The organism is Thiomonas sp. OC7 (genome assembly GCF_900634595.1).
GTDB classification, from domain to species: Bacteria; Pseudomonadota; Gammaproteobacteria; order Burkholderiales; family Burkholderiaceae_C; genus Thiomonas; species Thiomonas arsenitoxydans.
Map to the genome: position 1 here is coordinate 2,791,019 of NZ_LR131953.1, position 26,827 is coordinate 2,817,845.

23 protein-coding genes and 1 pseudogene are annotated in these 26,827 nt (G+C 64.9%); 14 read left to right on the forward strand and 10 right to left on the reverse strand.

Going from position 1 to position 26,827, the window contains the following annotated elements; translation table 11 throughout:
* Positions 1 to 65: 65 nt before the first annotated feature.
* Positions 66 to 563, reverse strand: a complete 498-nt coding sequence (locus BIO17B3_RS13455; RefSeq protein ID WP_156054413.1) for an SET domain-containing protein — start codon at positions 561 to 563, stop codon at positions 66 to 68.
* A 147-nt stretch (positions 564 to 710) separates the two neighbouring features.
* Between BIO17B3_RS13455 and BIO17B3_RS13460 the strand changes: the two genes are divergently transcribed.
* The 3 genes from BIO17B3_RS13460 to BIO17B3_RS13470 are packed head-to-tail and all read left to right on the forward strand — an operon-like array spanning position 711 to position 4,630.
* The gene (locus BIO17B3_RS13460; protein WP_156054414.1) at positions 711 to 1,262 is read left to right on the forward strand and encodes a TlpA disulfide reductase family protein; all 552 of its coding nucleotides are present in this window, start codon (positions 711 to 713) and stop codon (positions 1,260 to 1,262) included.
* Between the two features lie 18 nt (positions 1,263 to 1,280).
* Positions 1,281 to 3,812 carry a DNA topoisomerase III gene (locus BIO17B3_RS13465; RefSeq protein WP_156054415.1) on the forward strand — a complete coding sequence of 844 codons (2,532 nt, stop codon included), beginning with the start codon at positions 1,281 to 1,283 and terminating at the stop codon, positions 3,810 to 3,812.
* 59 nt (positions 3,813 to 3,871) lie between these two features.
* Complete coding sequence (locus BIO17B3_RS13470; RefSeq protein ID WP_156054416.1) at positions 3,872 to 4,630, forward strand: glycerophosphodiester phosphodiesterase family protein; 759 nt, start codon at positions 3,872 to 3,874, stop codon at positions 4,628 to 4,630.
* On the opposite strand, the gene BIO17B3_RS13475 is transcribed toward BIO17B3_RS13470, so the two are convergent.
* The gene (locus BIO17B3_RS13475) at positions 4,596 to 5,390 is read right to left on the reverse strand and encodes a 5'-methylthioadenosine/adenosylhomocysteine nucleosidase (protein WP_156054417.1); all 795 of its coding nucleotides are present in this window, start codon (positions 5,388 to 5,390) and stop codon (positions 4,596 to 4,598) included. The two genes, BIO17B3_RS13470 and BIO17B3_RS13475, sit on opposite strands and share 35 nt — an antisense overlap.
* A 51-nt stretch (positions 5,391 to 5,441) precedes the next feature.
* Between BIO17B3_RS13475 and BIO17B3_RS13480 the strand changes: the two genes are divergently transcribed.
* From BIO17B3_RS13480 to BIO17B3_RS13490, 3 genes are all read left to right on the forward strand, one after another.
* A complete protein-coding gene (locus BIO17B3_RS13480) occupies positions 5,442 to 5,702 on the forward strand; it encodes a DUF3149 domain-containing protein (protein WP_232054294.1) in 261 nt (86 codons plus the stop codon).
* A gap of 185 nt (positions 5,703 to 5,887) precedes the next feature.
* Entirely contained in the window at positions 5,888 to 6,904 is a 1,017-nt protein-coding gene (locus BIO17B3_RS13485; protein ID WP_156054418.1) for a TRAP transporter substrate-binding protein, read from the forward strand.
* A 91-nt stretch (positions 6,905 to 6,995) separates the two neighbouring features.
* Positions 6,996 to 7,172, forward strand: a complete 177-nt coding sequence (locus BIO17B3_RS13490; protein WP_370512639.1) for a hypothetical protein — start codon at positions 6,996 to 6,998, stop codon at positions 7,170 to 7,172.
* A 227-nt stretch (positions 7,173 to 7,399) separates the two neighbouring features.
* Here the strand turns inward: BIO17B3_RS13490 and istB are convergent, their stop codons facing one another.
* Both istB and istA read right to left on the reverse strand, forming a co-directional pair.
* Positions 7,400 to 8,137: an IS21-like element helper ATPase IstB gene (istB, locus tag BIO17B3_RS13495; protein ID WP_156053821.1), complete on the reverse strand. Its 738-nt coding sequence runs from the start codon at positions 8,135 to 8,137 to the stop codon at positions 7,400 to 7,402.
* 12 nt (positions 8,138 to 8,149) lie between these two features.
* Positions 8,150 to 9,691 (reverse strand): IS21 family transposase, encoded by a 1,542-nt coding sequence (istA, locus tag BIO17B3_RS13500; RefSeq protein WP_156053820.1) that lies wholly within the window; start codon positions 9,689 to 9,691, stop codon positions 8,150 to 8,152.
* 181 nt (positions 9,692 to 9,872) lie between these two features.
* Between istA and BIO17B3_RS13505 the strand changes: the two are divergent.
* Positions 9,873 to 10,364: pseudogene (locus BIO17B3_RS13505) on the forward strand (TRAP transporter small permease); the annotation flags it as partial.
* Positions 10,361 to 11,647, forward strand: a complete 1,287-nt coding sequence (locus BIO17B3_RS13510; protein ID WP_156054419.1) for a TRAP transporter large permease — start codon at positions 10,361 to 10,363, stop codon at positions 11,645 to 11,647. The pseudogene BIO17B3_RS13505 and the gene BIO17B3_RS13510, both read left to right, overlap by 4 nt.
* A gap of 13 nt (positions 11,648 to 11,660) precedes the next feature.
* Here the strand turns inward: BIO17B3_RS13510 and BIO17B3_RS13515 are convergent, their stop codons facing one another.
* The 3 genes from BIO17B3_RS13515 to BIO17B3_RS13525 all read right to left on the reverse strand — a co-directional run bounded on the left by BIO17B3_RS13515 (position 11,661) and on the right by BIO17B3_RS13525 (position 14,002).
* Positions 11,661 to 11,936, reverse strand: a complete 276-nt coding sequence (locus BIO17B3_RS13515) for a hypothetical protein (protein ID WP_156054420.1) — start codon at positions 11,934 to 11,936, stop codon at positions 11,661 to 11,663.
* A 187-nt stretch (positions 11,937 to 12,123) separates the two neighbouring features.
* The gene (locus tag BIO17B3_RS13520; protein ID WP_156054421.1) at positions 12,124 to 13,530 is read right to left on the reverse strand and encodes a cytochrome c1 protein; all 1,407 of its coding nucleotides are present in this window, start codon (positions 13,528 to 13,530) and stop codon (positions 12,124 to 12,126) included.
* 196 nt (positions 13,531 to 13,726) lie between these two features.
* A complete protein-coding gene (locus BIO17B3_RS13525) occupies positions 13,727 to 14,002 on the reverse strand; it encodes an acyl-CoA-binding protein (RefSeq protein WP_156054422.1) in 276 nt (91 codons plus the stop codon).
* Positions 14,003 to 14,184: 182 nt separating this feature from the next.
* On the opposite strand from BIO17B3_RS13525, the gene BIO17B3_RS13530 reads away from it, so the two are divergent.
* The 3 genes from BIO17B3_RS13530 to BIO17B3_RS13540 all read left to right on the forward strand — a co-directional run bounded on the left by BIO17B3_RS13530 (position 14,185) and on the right by BIO17B3_RS13540 (position 17,174).
* On the forward strand, positions 14,185 to 16,056 hold the full coding sequence (locus BIO17B3_RS13530; RefSeq protein WP_156054423.1) for an ABC transporter ATP-binding protein/permease: 1,872 nt from the start codon (positions 14,185 to 14,187) through the stop codon (positions 16,054 to 16,056).
* A gap of 10 nt (positions 16,057 to 16,066) precedes the next feature.
* Positions 16,067 to 16,693, forward strand: coding sequence for a hemerythrin domain-containing protein (locus tag BIO17B3_RS13535; RefSeq protein WP_156054424.1), 627 nt, complete (start codon positions 16,067 to 16,069; stop codon positions 16,691 to 16,693).
* Between the two features lie 106 nt (positions 16,694 to 16,799).
* Entirely contained in the window at positions 16,800 to 17,174 is a 375-nt protein-coding gene (locus tag BIO17B3_RS13540) for a hypothetical protein (protein ID WP_156054425.1), read from the forward strand.
* A gap of 45 nt (positions 17,175 to 17,219) precedes the next feature.
* On the opposite strand, the gene radA is transcribed toward BIO17B3_RS13540, so the two are convergent.
* Together radA and alr are read right to left on the reverse strand one after the other, a co-directional pair.
* Entirely contained in the window at positions 17,220 to 18,782 is a 1,563-nt protein-coding gene (gene radA / locus BIO17B3_RS13545; RefSeq protein ID WP_156054426.1) for a DNA repair protein RadA, read from the reverse strand.
* A gap of 102 nt (positions 18,783 to 18,884) precedes the next feature.
* Positions 18,885 to 19,988: an alanine racemase gene (gene alr, locus BIO17B3_RS13550; protein ID WP_156054427.1), complete on the reverse strand. Its 1,104-nt coding sequence runs from the start codon at positions 19,986 to 19,988 to the stop codon at positions 18,885 to 18,887.
* A gap of 196 nt (positions 19,989 to 20,184) precedes the next feature.
* Between alr and lplT the strand changes: the two genes are divergently transcribed.
* From lplT to BIO17B3_RS13565, 3 genes are all read left to right on the forward strand, one after another.
* The gene (gene lplT, locus BIO17B3_RS13555; RefSeq protein ID WP_156054428.1) at positions 20,185 to 21,513 is read left to right on the forward strand and encodes a lysophospholipid transporter LplT; all 1,329 of its coding nucleotides are present in this window, start codon (positions 20,185 to 20,187) and stop codon (positions 21,511 to 21,513) included.
* 77 nt (positions 21,514 to 21,590) lie between these two features.
* The gene (locus BIO17B3_RS13560) at positions 21,591 to 22,406 is read left to right on the forward strand and encodes a mechanosensitive ion channel family protein (protein WP_013104846.1); all 816 of its coding nucleotides are present in this window, start codon (positions 21,591 to 21,593) and stop codon (positions 22,404 to 22,406) included.
* Between the two features lie 58 nt (positions 22,407 to 22,464).
* A complete protein-coding gene (locus BIO17B3_RS13565; protein ID WP_156054429.1) occupies positions 22,465 to 23,268 on the forward strand; it encodes a TlpA disulfide reductase family protein in 804 nt (267 codons plus the stop codon).
* 26 nt (positions 23,269 to 23,294) lie between these two features.
* Here BIO17B3_RS13565 and BIO17B3_RS13570 read toward each other — a convergent pair whose 3' ends face one another.
* Positions 23,295 to 26,654, reverse strand: coding sequence for an EAL domain-containing protein (locus BIO17B3_RS13570; RefSeq protein ID WP_156054430.1), 3,360 nt, complete (start codon positions 26,652 to 26,654; stop codon positions 23,295 to 23,297).
* Between the last annotated feature and the right edge of the window lie 173 nt (positions 26,655 to 26,827).

The window sequence follows — 26,827 nt, forward strand, 5'->3', positions numbered from 1 at the left end:
CCGCGCAGCGCAGTTCTCACCTCCCCCACAGCGTGGGGGAGGCCGGGAGGGGGATGGGTCTTTGCTCATTTGCCTTTGCGCGTCTTGGGCGCGAGCAGGGTGCCGCGGCAGTTGGGGGCGCCGCAGCGGCAGGCGTAGTCGCGCTTGAGTTTGGCGGTGTAGCGGGCGTCGAGTTCGAGGGCGTAGTCGAAGAACAATTCTTCGCCGGGGGCGATGTCGCGCAGGGCGTCGATGAACACACGGCTGCCGACTTGCTGCGCTTCGCAGTTGGGCGCGCAGGAGTGGTTGATCCAGCGAGCGCTGTTGCCTTGCACGCCGCCGTCGATCACGGTGTCGTCGCCCAGCGAGAAGTAGAAGGTGTGATTGGGCTGGGCCGGGTCGCGCGGGTGGCGGCGCAGGGCTTCGGGCCAGTCGATGCGCTCGCCCTTGTATTCCAGCAGGCGCTGCCCGGCGTGGATGGGGCGGCGGGCGAACACCCCGCGGCCGTGGATGGGAGAATCTTGCACCTGGGTGTAGGGGCCGCCGGAGGGAGCAACGGCGGGGGCGGGGCGGCTTTTGGGCATCGGTGGTCAGGGCGAGACGGGTGGGAATGCGCGGCGGCGAAGAAACTCGGTAAAGTAAAAAAAGAGAACGCGAGAGGTGGAGGAGACAAACCGCCCGTGATCGTTCTCGTTATGGTCGAAATCGAGGCATTCTAGGGAGCCGTCATCATGGATCAATCTCGTCGTACTCAGTTGAAATGGTTTGGCGCCGCGCTCGGCGCTGTGGCCGTGCCCGTCTGGGCGCAAAACGTGGCCGAACAGGCCGGCGCGCTGGAGAAAAAAGACAAGAAGGCCGTGCCCTTGCCGAAGGAGGGCAGCGAGTTTGCGTTGCCGCCCACGGTGGAGTTGCTGGGCGGCAAGACGCTGCACACCAAGGACTGGGCGGGCAAGGTGATCGTGCTGGAATACTGGGCTACCTGGTGCCCGTTCTGCGCGCGGCAGATGCCGCATGTCGAGACGCTTTACAAGAAGGAGCACCACCGAGGGCTGGAAGTGCTGGCCCTGTCTATCGATAAGAAGGCGGCCGATATTGCGCCGTTTCTCAAGAGCAAGAACTACACCTTTCCGGTGGCGTGGCTGTCGCCCGCGCTGGCCAAGGTGCTTCCCAAACCCGCGGGTCTGCCGGTCACCATTGTCATTGGCCGCGACGGCCGGGTGAAGATGGCCGATTCGGGCGAGTTGTTCGCCGAAGACATCGCGGGCATCGCCAAATTTCTTTGATCGCATCCATTCCGTCCTATGAGTAAAACCCTGGTCATCGCCGAAAAGCCCAGCGTGGCACAAGACATCGTGCGCGCGCTGACGCCGCAGTCGGGCAAGTTCGACAAACATGATGAGTATTTCGAGAACGAGCAGTATGTCGTGACGTCGGCGGTCGGCCATCTGGTGGAAATCAAGGCGCCGGACGACTTCGAGGTCAAACGCGGCAAATGGAGCTTCGCCCATCTGCCGGTCATTCCGCCGCACTTCGATCTGAACCCGATCGAGAAGACCAAGAGCCGTCTGGCGGCGGTGGTCAAACAACTCAAGCGCAAGGATGTGACCGCGCTGGTGAACGCCTGCGACGCGGGGCGCGAGGGCGAACTGATTTTCCGCCTCATCCTGCAATACGCCGAGGGCAAGAAGGCGCTGGACAAGCCGGTGAAGCGGCTGTGGCTGCAGTCGATGACGCCGCAGGCCATCCGCGAAGGGTTCGAGCGTCTGCGCGGCGATGCCGACATGCGCCCGCTGGCCGATGCCGCGCGCAGTCGCAGCGAGGCCGACTGGCTGGTGGGCATCAACGGCACGCGAGCGATGACCGCGTTCAACTCGAAGGACGGCGGCTTTTTCCTCACCCCGGTGGGCCGGGTGCAGACGCCCACGCTGTCCATCGTGGTGACACGCGAAGAGCAGATCCGCAAGCACATTGCCCGCGAATACTTCGAGGTGCACGCGCAGTTTGGCGCGCCCGCCGGGGCGTATGCGGGCAAGTGGTTCGATCCGGCGTTCAAGCGAGGGGAAGATGCAGACGCCCGCGCCGACCGGCTGTGGGACAAGGCGCGCGCTGAGGCCATCGTCGCCGCCTGCAACGGACAGCCCGCCACGGTGCGCGACGAATCCAAGCCGTCCACCCAGCTCTCGCCCGCGCTGTTCGACCTCACCTCTTTGCAGCGCGAGGCCAACGGGCGCTTTGGCTTTTCCGCCAAGACCACGCTCGGCTTGGCGCAGGCGCTATACGAAAAGCACAAGGCGCTGACCTATCCGCGAACCGACTCGCGCCATCTGCCCGAAGACTATCTCGCCGTGGCGCGGCAGACCGCGCAGGCGCTGGCCGAGGCGGGCGGGGCTATCGCGCCGCACGCACGCCGCGCGCTGGAGGCCGACTACATCCGTCCGAGCAAGCGCGTGTTCGACAACACCAAGGTGTCGGATCACTTCGCCATCATCCCCACCACGCAGACGCCCGGCGCACTCACCGAGGCCGAGGCCAAGATTTACGACCTGGTGGCGCGGCGCTTTCTCGCGGTGTTCTTCCCGGCGGCGGAATCTCTGGTGACCACGCGCATCAGCACCGTGGGCGCGCATCAGTTCAAGACCGAGGGCAAGATTCTGGTCAAACCCGGCTGGCTGGAAATCTACGGCAAGGAAGAGCAGGGCGCAGATGACAACCTGCCCGCCGTGAAAGAGGGCGACGCGGTGCAGGCCGAGACCGTGGAACTCAAAACCCTCAAGACCCGCCCGCCCGCGCGCTACTCCGAAGCGACCTTGCTGGGCGCGATGGAAAACGCGGGCAAGATGGTGGAAGACGAAGAACTCGCCGAGGCGATGTCGGGCAAAGGGCTGGGCACGCCGGCCACGCGCGCGGCCACCATCGAAGGCTTGCTGGCCGAGGCGTATATGGTGCGCGAGGGCCGTGAGCTGATCCCCACCGCCAAGGCCTTCCAGCTCATGACCCTGCTGCGCGGCTTGCAGGTGGAAGAACTCACCAAGCCCGAGCTCACCGGCGGCTGGGAGCACAAGCTGGCGCAAATGGAGCGCGGCCAGCTCTCGCGCGAGGCCTTCATGCGCGACATTGCCGGCATGACCGAAACCATCGTGCGCCGCGCCAAGGAATTCGACCGCGACACCGTGCCCGGCGACTACGCCACACTGCAAACCCCCTGCCCGAACTGCGGCGGCGTGGTCAAGGAGAACTACCACCGCTACGCCTGCACGCAGTGCGATTTTTCCATCGGCAAACATCCGGGCGGACGCAGCTTCGAGCTGGCCGAAGTGGAGCAACTGCTGCGCGACAAACACCTCGGGCCGCTTACCGGTTTTCGCAGCAAGATGGGCCGCCCGTTCGCCGCCGAACTCAAGCTGGCGCAGGAAGACGGCAAAGGGCAGTGGAAACTCGAATTCGACTTCGGTGACAGCGCGCCCGGCAGCGACGGGGGCGAAGCGCCCGACTTCAGTTCGCAACAGCCGCTGGGCGCCTGCCCCAAATGCGGCAGCGCGGTGTATGAAGCGGGCAGCAGCTATGTCTGCGAAAAGAGCGTCGGCCCGGCGCCGAGCTGCGACTTCCGCAGCGGCAAGATCATTTTGCAGCAGCCCATCGAGCCCGAGCAGATGCGCAAACTGCTGGAGACCGGCCGCACCGATCTGCTCGACGGCTTCGTCTCGGCGCGCACCAAACGCAAGTTCAAGGCGTTTCTGGTGAAACAAACGGGCGGCAAAATCGGCTTCGAATTCGAGCCGCGCCCGGCCAAGGCGCCAGCGAAAAAAGCGGCCGCCAAAAAGGCAACGGCGTGACAACAGGGCGTCATGCTGCAAGCGCAAGATGCACGGGATGATCAACGCCGCTCACCATCATGACGACTCGAATTCCATTTGATCTGCGCTGGTTCGCGCACCGCGGCGGGGGCGATGCCGCGCCCGAGAACACGCTGGCCGCGTTTGAAGTCGGCTTCAAGGCGGGGTTTCGCGCGTTTGAATGCGATGTGAAACTCAGTGCCGACGGCGTGCTGTGGCTGCTGCACGACGACACGCTCGACCGCACCACCGATGCGCGCGGCTCGGCGGCGCCCTGGCGCTGGGAAAACCTGCAACTGGTGGATGCCGGAAGCTGGCACAGCGCGGCGTTCAAGGGCGAGCCTCCGGCCTCGCTCGATCAGGTGCTCGACTTCGCCGCGCGCCATGCGGTCTGGCTGAACCTGGAAATCAAGCCCAACCCGGGGCAGGATGCGCAAACCGGCGAGGCCGTGGCGCGCCGCGTGGTGCAGTGGCTGGCCGATCAGCCATCAGCTCCGCGACCCTTGCTGTCGTCGTTTTCGCTCGCCGCGCTGCAGGCCGCCCGCGCAGCGCTCGACGCCCTGCAGGCCGATGTGCCGCTGGCCTATTTGGTCGAAACCTACGACGATCAGGCGCTGGAGCAGGCCGTGGCGCTGGGCGCCGAGGGGCTGCATACCGATTGGCAACAGGTGACGCCTGCAGTCGTGGCGGCGGTGCATGCGCGCGGGCTGAAGCTGCGCGCCTATACGGTGAATGACGCCAATCAGGCGAGAGCGCTGCTGGCTGACGGGCTGGAGGGTCTGTTTACCGACCGCCTGGATCTCCCTTCTCGTTTGTAAGTCCGGCCTGCCACAGCTCGGACAGCAACGCCCGGCTGTACTGGCTGGCCACGGCGTGGATGAAGCGGCCGAAGTCGATGTGGGCGGTGTCGTCGGCGCGGTCGGAAATGGTGCGCACCAGAGCGAAAGGCACGTCGTAATCGCGGCAGACCTGCGCCACTGCGGCGCCCTCCATCTCTACCGCGAGCGCGTCGGGCAGCGCCCGGCGCAGCGCATCGCTGTCGGCGCGGGTTGAGATAAAGCGGTCACCGCTGACAATCAGCCCGCGATGCACGCGTGGGGTGTACAGCCCGAAAGTCTGGCGGGTTTCGGCATCAATCAAGGGCTCGGCCTGCGGTGACAAAAGCCGCTGCGCCGCGGAGTGCAGGCGGTCGGTGAGCGTGCGGTTCGCGGCAAAGTGCGTCAACCCCGTGTCGGGCACTTCGTATTGTGGATAGAGCGGTCGGGCATCGAGGTCGTGCTGCAGCAGCGTGTCGGCAATCACCAGGTCGCCCACTGCCACGCCGTCTCCCAGGCCGCCAGCCACGCCGGTGAACAGCAGCGCGTCGCAGCCGAATTCGACAATCAGGCTGGTGGTCGTGGCGGCCGCCGCCACTTTGCCGATGCCGCACAGCACCAGCACGACGTCGCTGCCCCACAGCGTGCCCAGGGTGTAGTCGCGGCTGCCGTGACGCACGCAGCGCGTCTGCTGCAAACATTCCAGCAAACCCTGCTGCTCCTGCGCAATGGCGCTGACGATGCCGAAACGCGCCGCGTTCATCGCTTGCGCCCGTTGCGGCTTAGCCGGGTCAGGCCGAACGCTGTTTGCTCTGTGTCAAACCGTAAACTGTGTACGGATTTATTCTCACGCATCGTCAACAACAGGGAGGAAGACATCATGGGATCTGCTTGGCAAGGATTGCTTGGCACCGATTATGGTCTGTTCAGCTTGATTGGCAGCATTTTCATGCTGGGCATCGGCGTATTTTTTATCTGGTTTTTCAGCCGCAAAATTCAGCAGAGCGCCGACGAGCATGCGCGCGAACTGCGCAAAGGCGCAAACAAGCCGCCAGTCAACAACGGCCGCGGCTAAGAGCGTCTGGTTTTGGCTGACGCTGCCTATTCGGCGACCCCTTCTGCGAACCCTTCGGCAACCCCTTCGGCTGGCTGATCCCCCGGGCTAACCCTGCGCGCTTCAGCCGCGGGTTGACGTATGCTTTCGTCGGTTACAAAAAAAGACAAGTCATTTCACAACACAACAAATCAACGGAGATCGCCATGCAGCGTCGTCAAGCAGTCATTGGTCTGGGGTTGGCCGCAGCCGGTTTGGGTCTGAGCCCCCTGGTGCGGGCGCAACAGCCCATCGTCATCAAGTTCAGCCATGTGGTCGCGCCCAACACCCCCAAAGGGCAGGCCGCCGAATACTTCAAAAAATTGGCGGAAGAGCGCACCAAGGGCCGGGTGAAGGTGGAGGTCTATCCCAACAGCCAGCTCTATAAAGACAAGGAGGAAATGGAGGCGCTGCAGCTCGGTTCTGTGCAGATGCTTGCACCTTCGCTGGCCAAGTTCGGACCGCTGGGGGCCAAGGAATTCGAATTGTTCGACCTGCCCTACGTCTTCGACGACTACACCGCCCTGCACAAGATCACGCAAGGCCCCATTGGCGCCGGGCTGCTGAAAAAGCTCGAATCCAAGGGCATTCTCGGTTTGGCCTATTGGGACAACGGCTTCAAGGACATGAGCGCCAATAAGCCGCTGCGCAATCCCGCAGACGCCAAGGGCCTGAAGATGCGCATCCAGTCGAGCAAGATTCTTGAGATGGAAATGCGCGCCATCGGCGCCATTCCACAAGTGCTGGCGTTCTCCGAGGTTTATCAGGCGCTGCAGACCGGGGTGGTGGACGGCACCGAGAATCCGCCGTCCAACTTCTACACCCAGAAATTCTATGAAGTGCAGAAGGCCATGACGCAGACCCAGCACGGATATTTGGGTTACGCAGTCATCGTCAACCAGAAGTTCTGGGATGGCTTGCCGGCCGACATTCGCAAAACACTCGATCAGGCCATGGTCGAAGCCACCGATTTCGCCAACAAGGTGGCGAAGAAGGACAACGACGATGCCACCGAAGCGGTGCGCAAGTCGGGCAAGTGCGAGGTCATCGCCCTCACTCCGGCCGAGCGTCTGGCTTGGAAAAAGGCGATGGTGCCGGTTTACAAACAGGCCGAGTCGCGCGTGCCCAAGGCGCTGATGGACTCTGTGTTCAAGGCGACCGGTTTCGATCCCGCCAAGCTCTGAGTCGTTCAGAATCGATGTGCGAAGCCCGTGCCCAGTCGGCATGGGCTTTTGTCGTTCTGGCCCGTCAACCCCTTCCTGATCGGACCTTCCCATGTCTGCTCTTGCCTTGTTCAACCGCGTGCTCGACCGGTTGGAAGAAACGCTGATCGCCATTCTGATGGCGGCGGCGACCTTGCTCATTTTTGTTGCCGTCGTGTATCGCTATATGGCGGGCTTTGCCATTCCGGGCTGCGCATTTCAGCGATCGTGGACGCCTGTTTCAGTCTGATCGTGGACGGCGTTTCAGCGCGATCGTGGACGCGCGTGGGGTGCGCGCAAGCGATGGGTTGGACTGTATCTCAAACGTCCACGATCAGCCTGAAACGGTTCTTGCGAAGCGGTTGGTGAGGGGATTCTTTGCAGGCTTATCCACGGCGGCGGACGGCGCTTGCGACGGACCGGCCGCCGCGGTGGATAAGGCGTGTTCGGCGCAGCGGTGGCGGAGGTTCTGGGGGGTCATTGATCTTTATCCTTCTCGCGCAGCGATGGGCCTTTGAGCTCGATTTTGTGGCTGCTGTGCACGATGCGGTCGAGAATGGCGTCAGCCAGCGTGGGGTCGTCGAGGTAGGCATGCCAAGCTTTCACTGGAAGCTGACTGGTGATCAGCGTGGAGCGGCTGCCGACGCGGTCGTCGAGCAGTTCGAGCAAGTCATTGCGCTCGGCCGCGCCCATGGGCGCGATCGCAAAGTCGTCAATCAGCAGCAAGTCAAGCCTGGCCAGTTGGGTCATGCGTTTGGCATAGCTGCCGTCGCCGTGGGCGACCTGCAGCTCGTCGAACAGGCGTGCTGCGCGGGTGTACAGCACCGAGAAGCCCGCGCGGGCGGCCTGATGCGCCAGGGCGCAACCCAACCACGTCTTGCCGCACCCCGTGGCGCCGGTGATGAGCAAGTTCTGTGCATGGCGTAGCCAGTCGCCACCGGCCAGGTTGGCGATGAGATGACGGTCCAGGCCGCGGCTGGCACGCCAGTTGATGTCCTCCACGCAGGCAGCAGAAACCTTGAGCCTGGCCGCCTTGAGCAGGCGCTGCAGGCGGCGGCCGTCACGCCAGGCGATCTCGCTTTGCACCAGCAGCGTGAGCCGCTCGTCGAAAGCCAGGGCGGCTGCCGCCGTGCTGCTGGCCTGCTCCGTCAGGGCGTGGACCATGCCGTCCAGGCGCAGCGCGCGCAGTTGGTCGAGGGTGTGTTCATTGAGCATCGTTGTTCTCCGTCAGTGGTAGTAATCGGCACCGCGCACGTTCTCGTGCTCGGGCAAGGCGGTGGACGCCGCCGTGGGGATTGAGGCGTGCTGGCGATCAAGCCCGCTCTTGAGGATTGAGGCCACGCTGCGGTAAGTGGGCGAGCGGATCGCCAGCGCCCTGGCGCAGGCCGCTTCCAGGCGCTGGGGCGTGTACTCACGCGCCAGGCGCTTGAGGCCCAGGCAGGCGCGGTAGCCCTGCTCGGGATGCGGGCGGTTCTCCAGTTGCCAGGTCACGACGCCCGCGGCGGCCACCCCGATGCTCTGGCCCCACTTGATGAGCTTGGCCGGGGTCCACTCCAGGTGCGCACGGTGCGAGGCTGGCATATGCTCGGGCGTGGTGGAGTGCTGGCCGCGCCGGGCGTTCAGCGCATGACAGGCCACGCGCTGGTTGGCGCAGAAGATCTCCAGCAGCCCGGCGCCCGCGCGCATCTCCACCGAACTGCCCACCAGGCGGTGCGGCACGCTGTAGTAGTGCCCCTCGAACTCGACGTGATAGTCGACGTTGACCTTGGCCTGCTTCCAGTTGCCAACCACGTAGCGCGTGGCTGGCAGGGGCGAGAGCGCCGGGGCGTCGAGGGCCAGGAAGGCGTCGCGGCGGCAGCCGGGCAGCTTCTGGAACGGGCGCAGGTTCAGATCGGCAATGAGCGCGGCGATCGCCGCGTTGAGCTCGATCAGGCTGAAGAAGCGACGGTTGCGCAGCCGCGCCAGGATCCACCTTTCGATCAGCAGCACCGCGCCCTCGACCTTGGGCTTGTCTCTCGGGTGCGCCGGGCGTGCGGCCAGCAGCGCGCAGCCGTAATGGTTGGCAAATTCCTCATACGTGCGGTTGGGCAGCGGGTCGTAGTGGTCGGGGTGTTTGATCAGGGCGCGCGCCTGGTCGGGCACGATCAGCCGCGGTACGCCGCCGAAGAACTCCAGCGCCTGGACTTGCGCGCCGATCCAGTCGGCGGTGGTCTGCCGAGGCGTGGCGCAGGCGTAGGTGTAGCTCGACGCCCCCAGCGTGGCCACGAAGATCTGTGCAGCGCTGATCTCGCCGGTGGCCACGTCGGTGATCGGCACCGTCTGCCCGGCGTAATCGACAAACAGCTTCTCGCCGGCCCCATGCACCTGGCGCATGGAGCGCTTGAGGGTCTGCGCCCAGGCGCGGTACTTGACGCAGAAACTGGTGTACTTGTAGGCCAGCGCGTTGCCCTGCGCGTACTCCTCCCACAGCAGCATCAGCGTCACGCCGGGACGCTTGAGTTCCTGGTGAATGGCGGCAAAATCGGGGGCGAGATGATCGCTGGCGCGCGGCACCGGCGGGCGGTACAGCCGCCCCTCCAGCTCAACGTCGGTCAGCGTCTGGGCCACCGCCCAGTCCACCCCGGCCACGCGGGCCTGCGACACGTACTTGCCCACCGCGCTCTTGGACAGCTTGAGCGCGCGGGCCACTTCGCTATAGGTCAACCCAACCTGCAGGTGCAGGCGCAATGCTTCTCGGATCTGGCGCATCGTGATTCTGGTTGTGGGCATCGGCTTCGATCAAAAAATCGACCAGCCTAGACCGCCTAGGAAATCACTTGCCGCCACCCCCAATCGTCCACGATGACGCTGAAACAGCGTCCACGATCAGGCTGAAACGCCGTCCACGATCCCGCTGAAATGCCGTCCACGATCAGCCTGAAATGCCGTCCACGATGGGCTGAAATACGCACCGGGCTTGCAGGACTGGCTGTTGTCGCTCAACTTGAGCTGGGCGCAGGAACTCTGCATCTATATGTTCGTGTGGATGGCCAAGTTCGGCGCGGCGTATGGCGTGCGCACCGGCATCCATGTGGGCGTGGACGTGTTGGTCAACCGCCTTGCGCCGGAAAAACAAAAACCCGTCATTCTGTTCGGTCTGCTGGCCGGAGCGCTGTTCACCGGCACGGTTGCGGTCATGGGCGCGAACTTTGTCTGGCATGTCGGCCATACCGTCCAGACTTCGCCCGATCTCGAAGTGCCCATGTGGTGGGTATACATGGCGATTCCGCTGGGATCGTCGTTGATGTGCTACCGCTTTTTGCAGGTCGCTTGGCGCTTCAACCGCGACGGGGAATTGCCGCACCACGATCCGGGCGCGGTGGAAGGGCTGGATGAGCCGATGGAGATCGCGCCCGGCGCGGACAACATTCATCCGGTGCCGCAGATGGGAGGTGCGAAATGAGCGCGCTGATCATTTTCGCCCTGCTGCTCGCCCTGATGCTCACGGGCATGCCCATTTCCATCGCCCTCGGGCTGACGGTGCTCACCTTCTTGTTCACCATGACCGATGTGCCGATCCAGGCCGTGGCGCTCAAGCTGTTCACCGGGATCGAGAACTTCGAGATCATGGCGATTCCGTTCTTCATTCTGGCCGGTAACTTTCTGACCCACGGCGGCGTGGCGCGCCGCATGATCACCTTCGCCAGCAGCCTCATCGGTCATTGGGCTGGCGGGCTGGGGCTGGCCGGGGTGCTGGCTTGCGCGCTGTTCGCCGCGGTGTCGGGGTCCAGCCCGGCCACTGTGGTGGCCATCGGCTCCATATTGATGCCGGCCATGGTCAAGGCCGGGTTTCCGCCGCGCTTCGGAGCCGGGGTCATCACCACCTCGGGCGCGCTGGGCATTCTCATTCCGCCGTCGATCGTGATGGTGCTGTATTCAGTTTCCACCAATTCGTCGGTGGGCGCGCTATTCATGGCCGGGGTGGTACCCGGCATCATGCTGGCCACCATGCTGGGCGTGACCACCTGGTGGCGCGCCTGGCGAGGCAAGTACCCGCGCCAGCCTCGGGCGACTTGGGCGCAGCGCGGCAAGGCGCTGCGCGAGAGTTTCTGGGGGCTGATGCTCATCCTCATCGTGCTGGGCGGCATTTACAGCGGCATGTTCACCCCCACCGAGGCGGCGGCGATGAGCGCGGTGTACGCCTTCATCATCGCCGTGTTCGTCTACAAGGATCTCAAGCTCAGCGATGTGCCGCGGGTGCTGCTGGCTTCGGCCAATATGAGCGCCATGCTGCTTTACATCATCACCAACGCGGTGCTGTTCTCGTTCCTGATGACCTCGGAGCACATTCCGCAAAACATGGCGCAGTGGCTGCTGGGCGCGGGCCTGGGGCCGATTGCCTTCCTGCTGCTGGTGAATGTGCTGCTGCTGGTGGCCGGCAATGTGATGGAGCCTTCGAGTATCGTGCTGATTCTCGCGCCCATTCTGTTTCCGGTGGCCATGCAACTGGGCATCGACCCGATCCACTTCGGCATCATCATGGTGGTGAATATGGAAGTGGGCATGTGCCACCCGCCGGTGGGCCTCAACCTTTATGTCGCCAGCGGCATCGCCAAGATGGGCATCACCGAACTCACCATCGCGGTGTGGCCTTGGCTGCTGACCATGCTGGTGTTTCTGGGTCTGGTGACCTACATCCCGGCAATCAGCCTGGCGTTTCCCCGCTGGCTGGGCATGGTGCAGTGAACCTCAGCGCGGCTCAGGCCGCCTGCGCTTCGTCGGGCTGACTGCAGGTCCATTTCTCGCCCATGTCGGACGAGAGGTAGCCGACCAGGCGGAAGTTGTCTTGCGTGGCGATATTTGGCTCGGTGCGGTAAATGGCCACGCCATAAGCCCCTCGCAGCCGGGCGTGCTCCGCCTTGGCCAGCGCCTCGACGACTGCGTGGTCGCCGACGGCCACGACATAACTGTGCTGCTCGGCCTCGCCGTGGTGGAAGGCTTGGGCGAAATAGATGAATGTGTTGGCGTTTGTCATGGAAAACCTCCTTGTGTAAGCCGAATAATCGATGCGAAAAGCATAGGACGTTCTGCGCTGGATCAGATGATGAAATCGTGACAAGCGATAACGAGGTGGGGCCGTCGAGCGGCCCGGCTGCGATCAAACTGAGATGCGCCCCGCTACTCGCGGAGCGCATCGGCTTTGCGCCTGGTCACTTCGCCGATCAGATCGCCGTCCACAGATAGAGATAGAGGGTATTCATAGCGCTTGCGTTGGTGCCGGCGCCATCAAAATTGGTTTTGGCCCCGAGATATTTGTTGTACAGCGTGTACTGCAAACCGATCCGCAGATTTTTCTCGGGGTTGACCCAGCTCTTGCCAAACGGATTCCAGTCGATTTCAAAAATGGCGCCGTTGGTATTCGGGCTGTTGGTGCGCGAGTTGGCATAAACCACGGCATCGGAGGAGCCAGTGGTTTGAAACAGCCCGAGCGTTGCCCCGTAAGTATTGTCACGCCAGTAGGCCACGTTCAGATTGGCCGAGTTCAGCGTGTTGCTGCCGTTACTCGCGTTGCCTTGCAACAGCGCTTGGTTCAGGTTCTGGCGTTCGTGCATATAAATGGCGTTTGCGGTGATGATGTTCGGGCCGCCATTGAGGAATTGATAGGTCGCATCCAGGCCGATGTCGTGATAGTCGTCTGTGGGCAGTCCGGGCAGACCGCTGGTGTTGATGCGGGCGTCAAATCCCAGCAGGCCGGCCTCGAATACATGGGGGCCGACGGTTTTGGAGTACCACAGCCGCCAGTAGGGCGCTTCGCCTTGCAGGGAGGCGTTGCCTGCATGCAGTGCGTTGGCCCAGTAAGTCGAAAGGTTGTGATAGGCCCCAGCCTCCGCGTACCAGCTGTTGTCAATCATCGTGTACGCCGTGGCGCCCACGACACTTTGCCCCAGGTTGTAAATGACGGGGGATACCGGCGGACCGCTGTTGCCGAATGGCGGCGCCATATAGCTGTATTGCCAAGCGGGCGTGGTGTTCCACACGTCCGACAGAGTGGGGTTGTTGTTCAGACTCATGCCGAACAGGCCGCTGGCGGAGCCGAGTGTGTAGGCGTGGGCGTAACGCAGCTCGGTGTTGTCCCAGGCCAGGTTTTGCGAACCTGGGTCGGAATAGGTGGCCTGCCCCAGCATGCCCACGTGGTCGGTAATGCGACCCGCCAGAAAAATGGAGGCCTGCTGCAGCGCGGTGAAGTTGTCGTTGGCGCTGAATCCTGCGGGCGGCGGGCCCATGTAGTTGTTGTTGCCATAGCTCTGCGCCTGGTGGGTGTAAGAAGCCACCAGCATGGCCGACAGCGGAATGTGTTTTTTTCCGTCGCTCAGGGTGTAGCCATCGAGCTTGAACGCCCGGCCGAAAGGCGTGAGCTGCGGGCCGAAGCCGCCGACGTGACAGGCGATGCAGTCCTGCCCGGTCTGGCGGGCAAAGGCGGGCACTGCTTGCGCGTTGGGCGCCCACGCCAGGCAGCCGATCAAACCGGTCAACGCTGCGAGGCTGTATTTCAATCGGCGCGCAGACTCACGCTGCCGGGTGAAGAACTGGCGGAAAAAAACGTTTTGTGAACAAAGGATGAGAGACATGACGACCTCCATGTTTTTCCTTGCGGCGACTGCGACAAATTGGCGCACAACGCTGAAGGGGTTTTGTCATGTCTGCATTCTGGGCGCCCTGTGTTCCGCGAGCTTGATTCAAGTCAACGACATCTAAATACTTGAATGTAATCAGATGCAACACCTGAGCGCCTCAGAAGGGTCAGCGCAGCCCGGCCCTGGGAGCTCAGGTGGACAGGGCGTTGATCTGATCGATATAAGCCTGCATGGCCTCGGCGCGGGGCATGCCTTTGCGTGCGGCCCAGGCATCCCATTTGGCGCGGGTGACGAAATCGGTCAAACTGGGGCGCTCGCCCGAAACGTCGCCCGCACTGCCTTGTTTGTACAGGCCGTAGAGTTGCAGCAGGGTTTGGTTGTCGGGGCGGGTGGTGAGGGTTTTGGAATGGGCGACGGCAGCGCCGAAGGCGGTCTGAAGCTCGGCGGAAAGGGTGGTGTCGGTCATGAGAAAAAGCACGGTCGTTCGAGAGTGCGCATCATACGGCCCGGGTGGGCGGCGGTCTTAAGCCGATCCTCAGACGGCGTCGTTAGGCTGCGACAGCTGAGGGCATGTCCGTACTGTGACAACGGCCGCGCCCTCACAGGCACAATGCCGCAGTTTTCGCGTTTTCGGGAGCCGTTTGCCTCATGCCACCTCAAGCCTCTCCACAGTCGTATCGCTTCGCCCTCAGACATTTCTATTCGCTCGCCAAACCGTACTTGGTTTCGGAAGAGAAGAAAAAGGGCTGGGGTCTGCTTTTGCTGGTACTGGCGATGAATCTGGCGCTGGTTTGGGTGAATGTGAAGCTCACGCAGTGGAACGGTGATTTTTTCAATGCGCTGCAGGCGAAGAATTTCGGCGCGTTCAAGCAACTGCTGCTGTACTTCACTGGCTACGCCTTTCTCTACATCGCCCTGGCGGTGTATTCGCAGTACTTTTTGCAGATGCTGCAGATCAACTGGCGGCGCTGGATGACCGAGGTGTTTCTCAAGGACTGGCTGGCCGGCGGCACGCATTACCGCATGTCGCTGCGGCAGGGCAACACCGACAACCCGGACCAGCGGATCGCCGACGACATCGGCGGTTTCATCAACGGCAGCCTGAATCTGTTTTTCGGCTTCGTTTCCTCGCTGGTCACGCTGTTTTCTTTTCTGGTCATGTTGTGGATGCTGTCGGGCGCGGTCACCCTGTTCGGCATCACCATTCCCGGCTACATGGTGTGGGTCGCCATTCTGTATGCCGGTGTGGGCAGCGTGCTGGCGCATTGGGTGGGCAAGCCGCTGATTCGGCTCAACTTCTACCAGCAGCGCTACGAGGCGGATTTTCGCTTCGGCCTGGCGCGCACCCGCGAGCACGACGAAGGCATTGCGCTCTACAACGGCGAGCAGCGCGAATTGGCCGGGCACCGCGACCGGTTCGCCAATGTGTGGAGCAACTGGTGGGGCATCATGAAGCGGCAGAAGCTGTTCACCTGGTACAGCGCGTTTTACGGCCAGCTCGCCATCATCTTCCCCATCCTGGTGGCCGCGCCGCGTTACTTTGCCGGGCAGATTCAACTCGGCGGCCTGACGCAGACGGCGCAGGCCTTCGGTCAGGTGCAGGGCGCGCTGTCCTGGTTCATCGGCGCGTACACCAGCATTGCCGACTGGCGCGCCACCGTCGAGCGTCTGCAGACCTTTGTTGAGGCCATGCAAAACGCGCAGAGTCATCCGCCTACGCCCACGGCGCCCGCTTCCGCAGGTCTGTCCTCAGACCGGTCATCAAGCGCTGCGATCGCTTCGGCCGGTGTGGTGCCGCTGCGCAGCGCGCGCGAGTCGGTGGCGCTGGGCGATCTGCTGCTGCTCTCTCCCGACGGACGGCCGCTGCTGCAATGCGCGGGCGAGCACATCAGCCGCGGCCAGCACACCCTGTTCACCGGGCCGTCGGGCAGCGGCAAGAGCACGCTGGTGCGCTGGCTTGCCGGTATCTGGCCCTACGCGCTCAACACCGCGCACGCGCACGCGCCATCGGGCCGCACGCTGTTCCTGCCGCAAAAGCCGTATCTGCCGCTGGGCACGCTCAAGCAGGCGCTCACCTATCCGCAAAGCCCGGAAGACTTCAGTGCCGCGCAAATCAGCGAGGCACTGCAACTCGCCCGTGTGCCTTATCTGGAAGCCGCGCTGGGGCAGACGGATACCTGGATGCAACGCCTCTCGCCCGGCGAGCAGCAGCGCCTGGCGGTGGCCCGCGCCCTACTCATCGCCCCGGACTGGCTGTTCATGGACGAGGCCACCAGCGCGCTCGATGCACCGACCGAACGCGCCATGTACGCGCTTTTGCAGCAGCGTCTGCCCGACGCCACGCTGGTCAGTGTGGCGCACCGTGTGGGCGTGATCGGATTTCATGCGCAGATTTACGCGGTCGTGGCCGACCCCTCGGGCGAAGGCCCGGCGCGCATGGAAAAACGCGATGCCGAGCGGGCGCAAAAGGCAGCGCTGGGCGACGAGGGTGCACCGGGGGCGCCAGCCTTCGCATCGTGATGCGGCGGTGATGCTGCTTTCTGACGATCTGTCCGCCGCCGGGTTTGACCAGCCCTTCGAGCTGCTGCGCGGCTGCCATGCCCGCATCACCCGCATGGACGCTCTGCTGCTGCGGCTGATCGATCATGTGGCGCTCAAGGAAACGCAGGGCCGCCCCAAGTTTCCTTGTTCCCCACGGGGGGCGGGGCGGCGTGCCGACCCTGGGGGCGCACAAGAAGGTACGGACGCACAGGCGCAGCAGGCGGCCGACAAAGTGCTGCACTACTTCGATGTAGCCGCGCCGCTGCACCATGAAGACGAGGAACTGCATGTGTTTCCGCTGCTGCGCGCTTCGGCGGCAGGGTGGGACGGTGACGACGCGGTGCTGGAAACGCTTGAAAGCGATCACCGCGTGTTGGCCGTGCTCTGGGCCGAGTTGCGCAACTGGCTGCTGCAAGTGAAAGCCGCGAAGGCCCTGCCCGCTTCGGCGCCCATCACCGATGCGGCGCAACGCTTCAGCGCCCTGCACGCCGCGCATATTGCCATCGAAAACACGCAGATTTTTACGGCCGCGCAAGCGCGCATGAATGCCGCCCAAATCACGGCGATGGGCCAGGACATGGCTGCTCGCCGTGGAGTGCGCTGGCCGCCGGATTAAGGTCTGTTCACGCTATTGGTGTGAGAAAGGCGTGATCGTCTGTCGCGGTTTCGCAGCGCTGCGCGTTACTTCAGAACCTGCTCCCACGACACACGAGGTCATCGCCATGTCTCAACCGCTCATTCCCGCTGCACTCAACACCCCGAAGCGTCGCCTCGCGGCTCTGATCTTGCCTGCTGTTGCCGCGCTGGGGCTGGGCGGTTGCGTGGTGGCGCCCGTGCCGCCTCAATATGGCTACGGCGCGCCTGCGTATGACGTGGTCAATGTGCCGCCTCCCGCCCCGCAGTACGAGGCGGTTAGCGTGGCGCCTTACCCCGGAGCGGTGTGGATCACCGGCTATTGGGGCTGGGCAAACGGTCGCTACATATGGAACCGGGGCTACTGGCACGCGCCACGGCCTGGCTACCGTTGGGTGCCGCATCGCTGGGTGCAGCAAGGCGGCGGTTGGCATGGCCAGGGCGGCCGCTGGGAACGGCGCTGATCCTCCAAGGGATGCGCACCCGTGATGCGGCGCGGGGTTGATGCGTCACCCCAGCCCGCGCACCACGTCCAGCGCTTCTTCGATGCGCGACACCGGGTGCAACTCCAGCCCTTCGAACTGTTTTCCCGCACCCTTGGGGGCATTGGCAGCCGGAATGATGGCAGCGGAGAAGCCGAGCTTGGCGGCTTCGCGCAGGCGCTCTTGCCCGCGCGGGGCGGGGCGGATTTCACCCGCCAGGCCGACTTCGCCGAAGGCCAGCAGACCGCGCGGTAGCGGGCGGTTGCGCAGCGAACTTTGAATGGCCAGCAGCACCGCCAGATCGGCCGCGGGCTCGGTGATGCGCACGCCGCCCACGGCGTTGACGAACACGTCTTGATCGCCGCTGGCTACGCCGGCATGGCGATGCAGCACGGCCAGCAACATGGCCAGCCGCGCTGCGTCCAGGCCCACGGACAGACGGCGCGGGCTGGGCGCGGCGGCGTTGTCCACCAACGCCTGCACTTCCACCAACAGCGGTCGCGTGCCCTCCAGAGTGGCCAGCACGCAGGTGCCCGGAACCGGCTCGGCGTGGGTGGAGAGGAAGATGGCCGAGGGGTTGGACACGCCTTTGAGGCCATGCTCGGTCATGGCGAACACGCCCAGTTCATTCACCGCGCCGAAGCGGTTTTTGATGGCGCGAATCAGCCGGAAGCGCGACTGCGTGTCGCCCTCGAAATACAGCACGGTATCGACCATGTGCTCTAGCACGCGCGGCCCGGCGAGCGCGCCTTCCTTGGTGACATGGCCGACGAGCACCAGGGTGATGCCGCTGGCCTTGGCCGCGCGGGTGAGTTGCGCCGCGCATTCGCGCACCTGCGACACCGACCCCGGCGCCGAGGACAGCGCCTCGGTGTAAGCCGTCTGGATGGAGTCGATCACTGCGATGGAATAGGCCCCCACGTTCGCATTCGCTCGCTGCCCCCCGAGGGGGGCATCCCCACCCCGACCCTCCCCACCCGTGGGGAGGGAGTGATTGCTCCTCCCCCGCTCGGTGGGGGAGGTTGGGAGGGGGAAACGCCCGCCTTGGGACGGCCCTGCGCCGGGGCCGCGTGCTAACTCGTCGAGCATGACCTCCAGCTGCGTCTCGGCCATCAGCCGCACCGGCGCGTCTTTCAGCCCCAGGCGCTGGGCGCGCAGCGCCACCTGCGCGGCGGATTCTTCGCCGCTGATATAGAGCACCGGCAGTTCGGCGGACAGGCTGGCAAGCACCTGCAGCAGCAGGGTGGACTTGCCGATGCCCGGATCGCCGCCGAGCAGCAGGACGCCGCCGGGCACCAGGCCGCCGCCGAGCACCCGGTCGAGTTCGTCGATGCCGCTGCTTCGGTGCGCGTGGCGCTCGGCCTGCACCTCGGTGAGCAGCACCGGGCCGCTCGCTGCGGTGAGGCCGCCGCGCCCGGCGAACTGCGCTGCCGCGGCGCCGTGCCGTGCGCCGGGGCGGGCGGCATCGACGTTGCGCTCTGCCGTTTCCACCAAGGTGTTCCAGGCCTGGCAGTGCGGGCACTGGCCCTGCCACTTGGCGGATTTGCCGCCGCACTCGGAGCAGACGTAAACGGTTTGGGGTTTGGCCATATTGCTTGGGTGAGCTCAGAAACTCGCCGGGCCGTCCCAAGAGTTTCTGGCCCCTTGAGGGGAGAACCGAACGTAGCGAAGGTTTTCGGGGTGGGCTATTCCCTACTCCACTCGCACCGGCACGCGGGCAGCCAGTGCGCACATCAGCTCGTAGCCGAGCGTGCCCGCGGCTGCCGCAACCTCGTCGATCGAGAGCTCGGCCTGCGCGTCCTGCCCCCACAGCAGCACGGGGCTGCCGATCATGGGCTGGTTGCCTGCGGCAAACACCGGCTCGAGATCGACGGTGATCATGTCCATCGACACCCGGCCGACCAACTGCGTGCGCACGCCGTCCACCACGATGGGCGTGCCGTTGGGGGCGACGCGCGGGTAGCCATCGGCATAGCCGCAGGCGACCACGCCGATGCGCATGGGGCGCGGCGCGGTGAAGCGCGCGCCGTAGCCCACACACTCGCCCGCAGCGATGTGCTGAATGTCGATGAGCTCGCTGCGCAGACTCATGGCGGGGTGCAGCTTCCAGTGCGCCGCGTCTAGCGCCAGCCCGGTGGGCGAGCTGCCATAGAGCGCAATGCCGGGCCGCACCCAGTCGGTCGCAACGCGCGGGTCGGCGCCGTGCACCAGCACCGCGGCGGAATTGGCCAGGGTGCGTTCGCCGCTCAGATGGCCCACGCCGCGGGCGAATCGTGCCAGCGCTTCGTCGATTCCGCTGGCTTCGTCGGCGCAGGCGAAGTGGGTCATGTGGGTGATTTCGCCCACCTGTGGCAGCGCGTTCAGCCGCTCCCAGGCGGCGGCGTAGGCCTCGGGCGAAAAGCCCACGCGGTTCATGCCGGTGTTCATTTTGAGGAACACGCGGTGCGTGCGGTTGCCGCGGTGCACCGCCAGCCAGTCGATCTGTTCGCGGCAATGCACTACATGCCAGAGGTTGAGGCGTTCGCAAAGCGCGAGGTCTTCCGGGGCGAAACAGCCTTCGAGCAGCAGAATGGGGCCGACCCAGCCGAGCGCGCGCAGCTTCTCGGCCTCGGTCAGATCGAGCAGCGCGAAACCGTCGGCCGTGCGCAGCGCGCCATACGCACGGGCGATGCCGTGACCGTAGGCATTGGCTTTGACCACGGCCCAGACCTTGCTCGTAGGCGTGGCCTGACGGACTCGTAGGAGGTTGTGGGAGAGCGCGGCCGTGTGGATCACGGCGGAAATCGGGCGGGGCATGGCAGCTCGGGCAGAGGGTTGAGGCCAGCATTGTCGCAAATGCCCTGTGCTATAAACCTCGGCAGCCTGCGGGTCTGTTCCTGCAAGCCGCCAGCCATGCCGCACGCGCCAGCCCGCCTCATTCATCGCAATCCCTGATCTTGTTCTCACCCAACGATACGACACAGCCTGCCGCAGCATCGCGGGCAGCCAAGCGATGAAAAAAGGCTTTTACTGGATCATGGCGGCGCAGTTTTTTTCTTCGCTGGCCGACAACGCGCTGCTTATCGCCGCCATCGCCCTGCTGGTGCAGATGCAGTCGCCCGACTGGATGACGCCGCTGCTCAAGTTCTTTTTTACCATCTCCTATGTGGTGCTCGCCCCCTTCGTGGGGGCGTTTGCCGATGCCATTCTGAAATGGAAGGTGATGTTCATCACCAATCTGGTGAAAGTGGCCGGGCTGGTGCTCATGCTGTTTTCGGTGCACCCGCTGCTGGCTTACGGCGTGGTGGGCCTGGGCGCAGCGGCCTATTCGCCGGCCAAGTACGGCATCCTCACCGAATTGCTGCCGCCGCAGCAACTGGTCGCGGCCAATGGCTGGATCGAGGGCACCACGGTCAGCTCCATCATTCTGGGCACGGTGCTGGGCGGGTTTTTGGTGAGTCAGGCGGCTTCGGGTTTTTTGCTGGGGCTGCCCGGGCTGGCTGCGGTTGGTATCAACACCACGCCCGAGGCGGCCATTCTGGTCATCACCCTGGTGTATCTGCTGGCGGCCTTATGCAATCTGCGCATTCCCGATACCGGGGCGCGTTACGAAAAACAGAAAACCCGGCTGGTGGCGCTGCTGGTGGATTTTGCGCATTGCACCAAGGTGCTTTGGACCGACAAGCTGGGGCAGATTTCGCTGGCGGTCACCACCCTGTTCTGGGGCGCGGGGGCGACGTTGCAGTTCATCGTGCTGAAGTGGGCGGAACATGCACTGGGGCTGGATCTCACCATGGCGTCGGTGATGCAGGCGGCTGTGGCGCTGGGCGTGGCCGCAGGGGCTATCAGCGCCGCCGTGCGCGTGCCGCTGAAAAAGAGCCTGAGCGTGCTGCCGCTGGGCGTGGGCATGGGGCTGACCACCGTGGCGCTGGCGTTTTTCAACCGCGAGCTGCTGCCCGACGTGCAGCTGCATTTCTGGGTGGTGCAACTGCCGCTTTACATGCTGTTCGCCTACGGCTTCATGGTATTCATCGGCGCATTGGCCGGGTATTTTGTGGTGCCGATGAACGCGCTGCTGCAGCACCGGGGCTATGTGCTCCTGTCGGCGGGGCATTCGATCGCGGTGCAGAATTTCAACGAGAACGTCAGCGTGCTGCTCATGCTGCTGTTCTACGCCCTGCTCATCCGCCTGAACCTGCCGGTGCCGTGGGTGATTGCGCTGTTTGGCACCTTTGTCTCCGTCAGCATGTTTCTGGTCATCCTCTGGTATCGCCGCAACCAGCGTGAACGAGACTGGACGCAACTGATCGGCGAGCCGCGTCACGACGAGCATCATTCTTAACATTCTGCCGCTTCGCCCTGTCTTCAAACCGTCGCAAAATCGGTCTAACCCCCGATGTCCTTTCCAGGAGCGCCACCATGAATGACGTGCAGCACTACAGCAATCTCCTTTTGCAATACGCCACCGAGGCGGGAATGAAAATTCTCGCGGCCATCGCGCTGTGGATTCTGGGCCGCTGGCTCATCCGCATTGCCGACAAACTGCTGCGCGGCGTGCTGGACAGGCAGCATTTCGACCCCATGCTCACGCGCTACATGCTCAGCTTCATGAACATCGCGTTGAACATCGTGCTGGTTGTGGCCATTCTGGGCTATTTCGGGGTGCAGACCACCACCTTCGCCGCCTTGGTGGCAGGAGCTGGCGTGGCTATCGGCGCGGCGTGGAGCGGCCTGCTGGGCAACTTCGCGGCGGGCGCCTTTCTGCTGGTGCTCAAGCCCTTCAAGGTGGGCGATTTCGTCAAGGCGGGTGATGTGACCGGCACGGTGAAGGAGGTCGGGCTGTTCGTCACCTCCATCGTCACACTCGACAACGTGCTCACCTTTGTCGGCAATGGCAAGATTCTGGGCAACAACATCGAAAACTATTCGACCAACGACTACCGCCGCGTCGAACTCAAATGCCAGCTTTCCAGCGACGCCGATCATGTCGCCGCCATGGAACTGCTGCGCAAACAGGTGCAGGCCATTCCCAATGTGTTGACCGATCCGGCACCGGTGATTGAAATTCTGGAGTTCAACAGCGTCGGGCCGGTGCTCACGGTTTTTCCCTTCTGCAACAACGCCCACTATTGGCAGGTGTATTTCGACACCAACCGCACCATCCGCGAAACGCTGACGCAGGCCGGTTTCGCCTACGCCCTGCCCAAGCAAGTCTGGGTGGGCAAGGCGGCGTAACGATGCGGAACGCTTGGCCGTCGATGTTCGTGCCCGGCCTCGGCCGGCAGGGTTGAGTATGGACGCCTTGCGCCTCGGCCCCATCGTCTTGCCCTGGGTGCCGCTGTTGCTGGTGCTGGGTTATGCCGTGGCGGTTTGGGTGGCGGGCGTGGCGCAGAAGGCGGGGCGCGGCAATGCCGAGCCCGCGCTGCTGCCGCTGCTGATTGGGGCGCTGGTCGTGGCGCGCGCCGTGTTCGTTGCACGGCACAGCGCAGACTATTCCAGCGTGCTGGCGATGATCGACATCCGCGATCGCGGCTTCGATCCCTGGGCGGGCTGGGCCGCGGCGGCAGCCGGTGTGGCGTTCTGGGTCTGGCGGCGCCCGGCCTTGCGAATGAGCCTGCCGCTGAGCGCCAGCGCCGGAGCCGCCATTGTGCTGGCGGGCATGGGAGCGCTGACCTTGTTGCAACCGGCGCGCCCGCCTCTGCCTGATCTCACCCTGCAAACGCTGCAGGGCCGCCCGGTGGCGCTGGCTAGCCTGCGCGGTCAGCCGCTGGTGGTCAATCTCTGGGCCACCTGGTGCCCACCTTGCCGCCGCGAATTGCCGCTGCTGATCCAGGCCGCGCAGCAGCAGACCGGGGCGCGCATCGTGCTGGTCAACGAAGGCGAGGCGCTGCCGCGCGTGGCGGCGTATTTGCAGCGCGAGAAACTCACCGATCCGGGGGTGCTGCTCGATCCGGGCAACCGGCTGCTGTCGCTCTATCAGTCTCCCGGGCTGCCCACCACCTTGTTCATCCGCGCCGATGGCACGGTGCAGCGGGTGCACATCGGCGAGTTGTCGACGGCGACGTTGCAGCAGGGCATCGCCGCGCTGCGCAAGTAACGGCGAGTGGGCGCAATCCCGGTGCGTCAGGCGTCGGTGTGCAGCGCTTTGCGCCGCGCGGCGTGCAGCAGGCGGCGGGCCGAGGCGTCGGCAAGCAGGCGGCCGTGCTGCGCCATCCAGTCTTGCGCCAGACGGCCCAGCGGCGTGGCGGGTTGGCGCGGATCGACCGGGCAGCGGAAGTTGCGTACCCAGTCGGCCACATCGGCAGCGGGCATGGGCCGCGCCAGCGCGTAGCCCTGGCCGGCGTCGGCTCCCAGCAGGGTGGCGGCTTCGACCAGGTCGGGCGTTTCCAGCCCTTCGACGACCACCCACAGGCCCAGGCTTTGCGCCAGCTGCACCAGCGCGCCGATGAAGCCGATGGCCTGCTCGGGGTCGCGTCCGGCTTCGCGCACCAGGCCCTGATCGATTTTGACGGTATGAAACGGCAGGGTGCGCAGGCGCAGCAGGCTGGAGTAGCCACTGCCCAGATCGTCCATCACCAGCCGCACCCCGGTTGCGGCCAGATCGCGCACCGCATCGTCGCGGCGCTGCGGATTGTCGAATTCGGCGTTTTCCAGCATTTCGAGCGACAAGCGGTCGGGCGCGACACCAGCCTCGCGCAGCGCCGATTCGACGCGGCCTCGGCAGTCTTGCTGCAGCAGCACGTCCAGCGGCAGGTTCAGCCCCAGGCTCAGGCGCAGACCCTCGGCATCCCAGCGGGCGATGTGCGCCAGCGCCTGCGCCAGCCCGCCGCGAAACAGGCGAGAGAGTTCGGCCTGGCCGAACCACGGCAGAAACTGCCCCGGCATGACGAGGCTGCCGTCGTCCATGCGCAGGCGGGCGAGGGCTTCGACGCCGTAAGGCTTGCCGGTCTGCAGATCGACCAAGGGTTGCAGATGCATCTCCAGCCCATGATCGAACAGACTGCTGCGCCAGCGCTGGCGCAGCACCACGGGCACGGGCTGCTGGCGGCCGTGAGCGTGCAGGCGCTGCCAGGCGCGGCTGAGCGTCTGCCCGAGGTTGTCGAGAAAGCTGCGCGCCGCGCCGCGCTCGAACATAGCCGGGTAGCCGCCGTACAGGCTGAGGATGACGACCACGCGGCCATTGCGGTCGGTCAGCGGAACCGAGGCGGCGCTGCGAATACCGGCGTCGCGCGCCGCCTCGCGCCAGGGGGCGCCGGGGGTGTCGTGCGCGTAGCTCGCCAGGGTGCTGATTTTCTCGGTCTGCCAGGCCGTGGCCGTGGGGCCGAGGCTCTCGGCGTGCGCACCTTGCAGCTTGGGTACTTTGATGCCGCCGTAGTGCTTGTGCATGGCGCGGGCGTAGGGTTCGAGCCCGGAAGACAGCTCGACGACGAACTCGCCGTTGGCATCGGGCGCGCCCAAAGCGGCCGCTTTGACCCCGGGCAGGGCGGCCAGCCGGTCGAGCGCCATTTGCATGAATTCGCTCCACGCGGCGCCGTCCTGCAGCGCGTGTTCCAGCGCGATGACGCTTTGCTGGAACTGCTCGCGGATCGTCTGCGCCGCTTCCACCTCGGTCTGCAGCTCGGTTTGCAGCCGCGCGGTGAACAACTGGACGATGCGCCGACGGTCGCGCGGACGGGCGCTCAAGCCCTGACTGCGATCGATCAGCGCCTGCAGATAAAGCCCCGCAGACTGCACCAGCAGCCGCGTGGGCACACCCACCAGGGCGTGGATCTGGCCGACGCGCGTGGCTTCGCGCACATGCGTGTCTTCCAGCAGATCCGGGCTGAGCAGCAGCCGGAAATGATCGGCCTGCCGCGCCTTGAGATGATCGAATTCCTCTGGGGTGAGGTGGCTGAGGAGTTGGCGCGATTCGGCGTCGTGTTCGAGCAGGCGGCAAAACTGCGCGATGAATTCCGTTGCCGCGGCGACGAAAGACGGGGCGGCGATGCGCAACAGCTCCTGCGCTTGCGCTCCATAGGGCTGCGGCACCCAGTGCTCGGGGCCGTCGCCGAGAAAGTCGGCTTCGATCTCCTGCCCCCAGTGCAGCCACCAATGGCGACGCGTGTGCTTGTGCAGCTTGACGGTGTGCAGCGCGACGTCGGCGTGGCGCAGCAGGGTGTCGGGATCAGGGCCGTCCTGCGGGAACAGCGCCAGCCCCATGCTGAGCCGCAGGGGATGGGTTTTGCCACCGGGCAGCGGCACACTCAGCGGCAGCAAGGCGCCCAGCGCCTCGATACGGCGGGCGATGGCTTGCGCCCCGCCTGCGCTGTGGAGCACGAGCACGAACTCATCGCCGCCGATGCGCGCGAGCAGGTCGTCGGGTTCGAGCCGGGCGCCGAGCTGGCGGGCGACCTGCACCAGCACCTCGTCGCCGACGGCGTGGCCCCAGTCGTCGTTGATCGCCTTGAAGTCGTCCAGGTCGAGCAGACCCAGCGCCACGGTGGCGCCTTGCGCCTGCGCAGCTTGCAGCCGCTGCGGCAGCCATTCGTCGAGGGCGTAGCGGTTGGGCAGGCTGGTGAGGGCGTCGTGCCGCGCCTGCCAGCGCAGGCGTTCCTGCGCGGCGCGGCGTTCGCTGATGTCTTGCCCGACCCAGACCGAATCGACTCCGGGCTGGCCCGTGACGGCCTGGCCGGTGAGTTCGCACCAGAACAGGCTGCCGTCGCGCCGCCGCATGTGCACCTCGCGCGTGACCGACTCGCCGCGCGCCATGGCCGCGTAGATATCGGCGCCGATAGCCTGGAACTCGGCGTCGTCGGCATAGATTTCGCGTGCCGGCACGCCCTGCAGAGACTGCAGATCGGGGTAGCCGAACATCTCGACCATGCGCGCATTGCCACTGCGGATGACGCGCTCTCCCACCAGCGCGATGCCCACCAGCGCGTTGTCGAGCATGGCCTGGCGCAGCCGCGCCTCGGTCTCGCGCTCGCGCTGCAGCGCGTCCATGCGCAGCAGCGCGCCGGCCATGGAGGCGACGAATTCGAGCAGCTGGGTTTGCGCCGCATCGGGCAGGCCGGGTACGGTGCTGGTCAGGGCAAAACTGCCGATCACCTGGGCGCCGTCGCGCACCGGCCACGACCAGCAGGAGCGCAGGTTGCATTGCTCGGCTGCGGCGCGCAGGTCGTCCCAGCGATCATCCGTGGGGATGTCTGCAATGAATGTGGGTGCGTTGTGCAGCACCGCATTGCCGCAGGAACCGGCATGCGGCCCGGGCGTGAGCCCGTCGAAGGCGCTCAACAATTCCGGCGGGCCACTGGGCAGCGCCAGCGGGTGCAGATCGCCGTCCGGCCCCAGCCGCAAGAGGCTGGCGAGGCGTCCCGGCACCGCCTGCTCGGCCATGCGGCACAGCAGCGCCGCCAGCTCGGTTACCGGGCGCCCGGCCGCCAGCCCCCGCAGGATTTCGCTGGGCAATTCGAGCAGTCCGAGGGACGCGTTCTGATCGGGCATGATGAAGGATGCAATGGAGATCGGGCGGCAGTCTTTCGCCAGCGCCCAGTAAAACGCGACTTTACGATGCCGCGCCGCGCCGCGGGCGTGAATTTTTCTCGAAAACGCCCAGCCAAAGCGAGACTCGGCGCCGCCCGCGCGCAAACCCGCTATCTTGCGCAGCTTTGATCCGC

What these genes read in the sequence shown, in the direction of transcription:
- BIO17B3_RS13455 (WP_156054413.1), bottom strand. Translation starts at nt 563, where the DNA reads ATGCCCAAAAGCCGCCCCGCCCCCGCCGTTGCTCCCTCCGGCGGCCCC.
- BIO17B3_RS13460 (WP_156054414.1), top strand. Translation starts at nt 711, where the DNA reads ATGGATCAATCTCGTCGTACTCAGTTGAAATGGTTTGGCGCCGCGCTC.
- BIO17B3_RS13465 (WP_156054415.1), top strand. Translation starts at nt 1,281, where the DNA reads ATGAGTAAAACCCTGGTCATCGCCGAAAAGCCCAGCGTGGCACAAGAC.
- BIO17B3_RS13470 (WP_156054416.1), top strand. Translation starts at nt 3,872, where the DNA reads ATGACGACTCGAATTCCATTTGATCTGCGCTGGTTCGCGCACCGCGGC.
- BIO17B3_RS13475 (WP_156054417.1), bottom strand. Translation starts at nt 5,390, where the DNA reads ATGAACGCGGCGCGTTTCGGCATCGTCAGCGCCATTGCGCAGGAGCAG.
- BIO17B3_RS13485 (WP_156054418.1), top strand. Translation starts at nt 5,888, where the DNA reads ATGCAGCGTCGTCAAGCAGTCATTGGTCTGGGGTTGGCCGCAGCCGGT.
- BIO17B3_RS13490 (WP_370512639.1), top strand. Translation starts at nt 6,996, where the DNA reads ATGTCTGCTCTTGCCTTGTTCAACCGCGTGCTCGACCGGTTGGAAGAA.
- istB (WP_156053821.1), bottom strand. Translation starts at nt 8,137, where the DNA reads ATGCTCAATGAACACACCCTCGACCAACTGCGCGCGCTGCGCCTGGAC.
- istA (WP_156053820.1), bottom strand. Translation starts at nt 9,691, where the DNA reads ATGCCCACAACCAGAATCACGATGCGCCAGATCCGAGAAGCATTGCGC.
- BIO17B3_RS13510 (WP_156054419.1), top strand. Translation starts at nt 10,361, where the DNA reads ATGAGCGCGCTGATCATTTTCGCCCTGCTGCTCGCCCTGATGCTCACG.
- BIO17B3_RS13515 (WP_156054420.1), bottom strand. Translation starts at nt 11,936, where the DNA reads ATGACAAACGCCAACACATTCATCTATTTCGCCCAAGCCTTCCACCAC.
- BIO17B3_RS13520 (WP_156054421.1), bottom strand. Translation starts at nt 13,530, where the DNA reads ATGTCTCTCATCCTTTGTTCACAAAACGTTTTTTTCCGCCAGTTCTTC.
- BIO17B3_RS13525 (WP_156054422.1), bottom strand. Translation starts at nt 14,002, where the DNA reads ATGACCGACACCACCCTTTCCGCCGAGCTTCAGACCGCCTTCGGCGCT.
- BIO17B3_RS13530 (WP_156054423.1), top strand. Translation starts at nt 14,185, where the DNA reads ATGCCACCTCAAGCCTCTCCACAGTCGTATCGCTTCGCCCTCAGACAT.
- BIO17B3_RS13535 (WP_156054424.1), top strand. Translation starts at nt 16,067, where the DNA reads ATGCTGCTTTCTGACGATCTGTCCGCCGCCGGGTTTGACCAGCCCTTC.
- BIO17B3_RS13540 (WP_156054425.1), top strand. Translation starts at nt 16,800, where the DNA reads ATGTCTCAACCGCTCATTCCCGCTGCACTCAACACCCCGAAGCGTCGC.
- radA (WP_156054426.1), bottom strand. Translation starts at nt 18,782, where the DNA reads ATGGCCAAACCCCAAACCGTTTACGTCTGCTCCGAGTGCGGCGGCAAA.
- alr (WP_156054427.1), bottom strand. Translation starts at nt 19,988, where the DNA reads ATGCCCCGCCCGATTTCCGCCGTGATCCACACGGCCGCGCTCTCCCAC.
- lplT (WP_156054428.1), top strand. Translation starts at nt 20,185, where the DNA reads ATGAAAAAAGGCTTTTACTGGATCATGGCGGCGCAGTTTTTTTCTTCG.
- BIO17B3_RS13560 (WP_013104846.1), top strand. Translation starts at nt 21,591, where the DNA reads ATGAATGACGTGCAGCACTACAGCAATCTCCTTTTGCAATACGCCACC.
- BIO17B3_RS13565 (WP_156054429.1), top strand. Translation starts at nt 22,465, where the DNA reads ATGGACGCCTTGCGCCTCGGCCCCATCGTCTTGCCCTGGGTGCCGCTG.
- BIO17B3_RS13570 (WP_156054430.1), bottom strand. Translation starts at nt 26,654, where the DNA reads ATGCCCGATCAGAACGCGTCCCTCGGACTGCTCGAATTGCCCAGCGAA.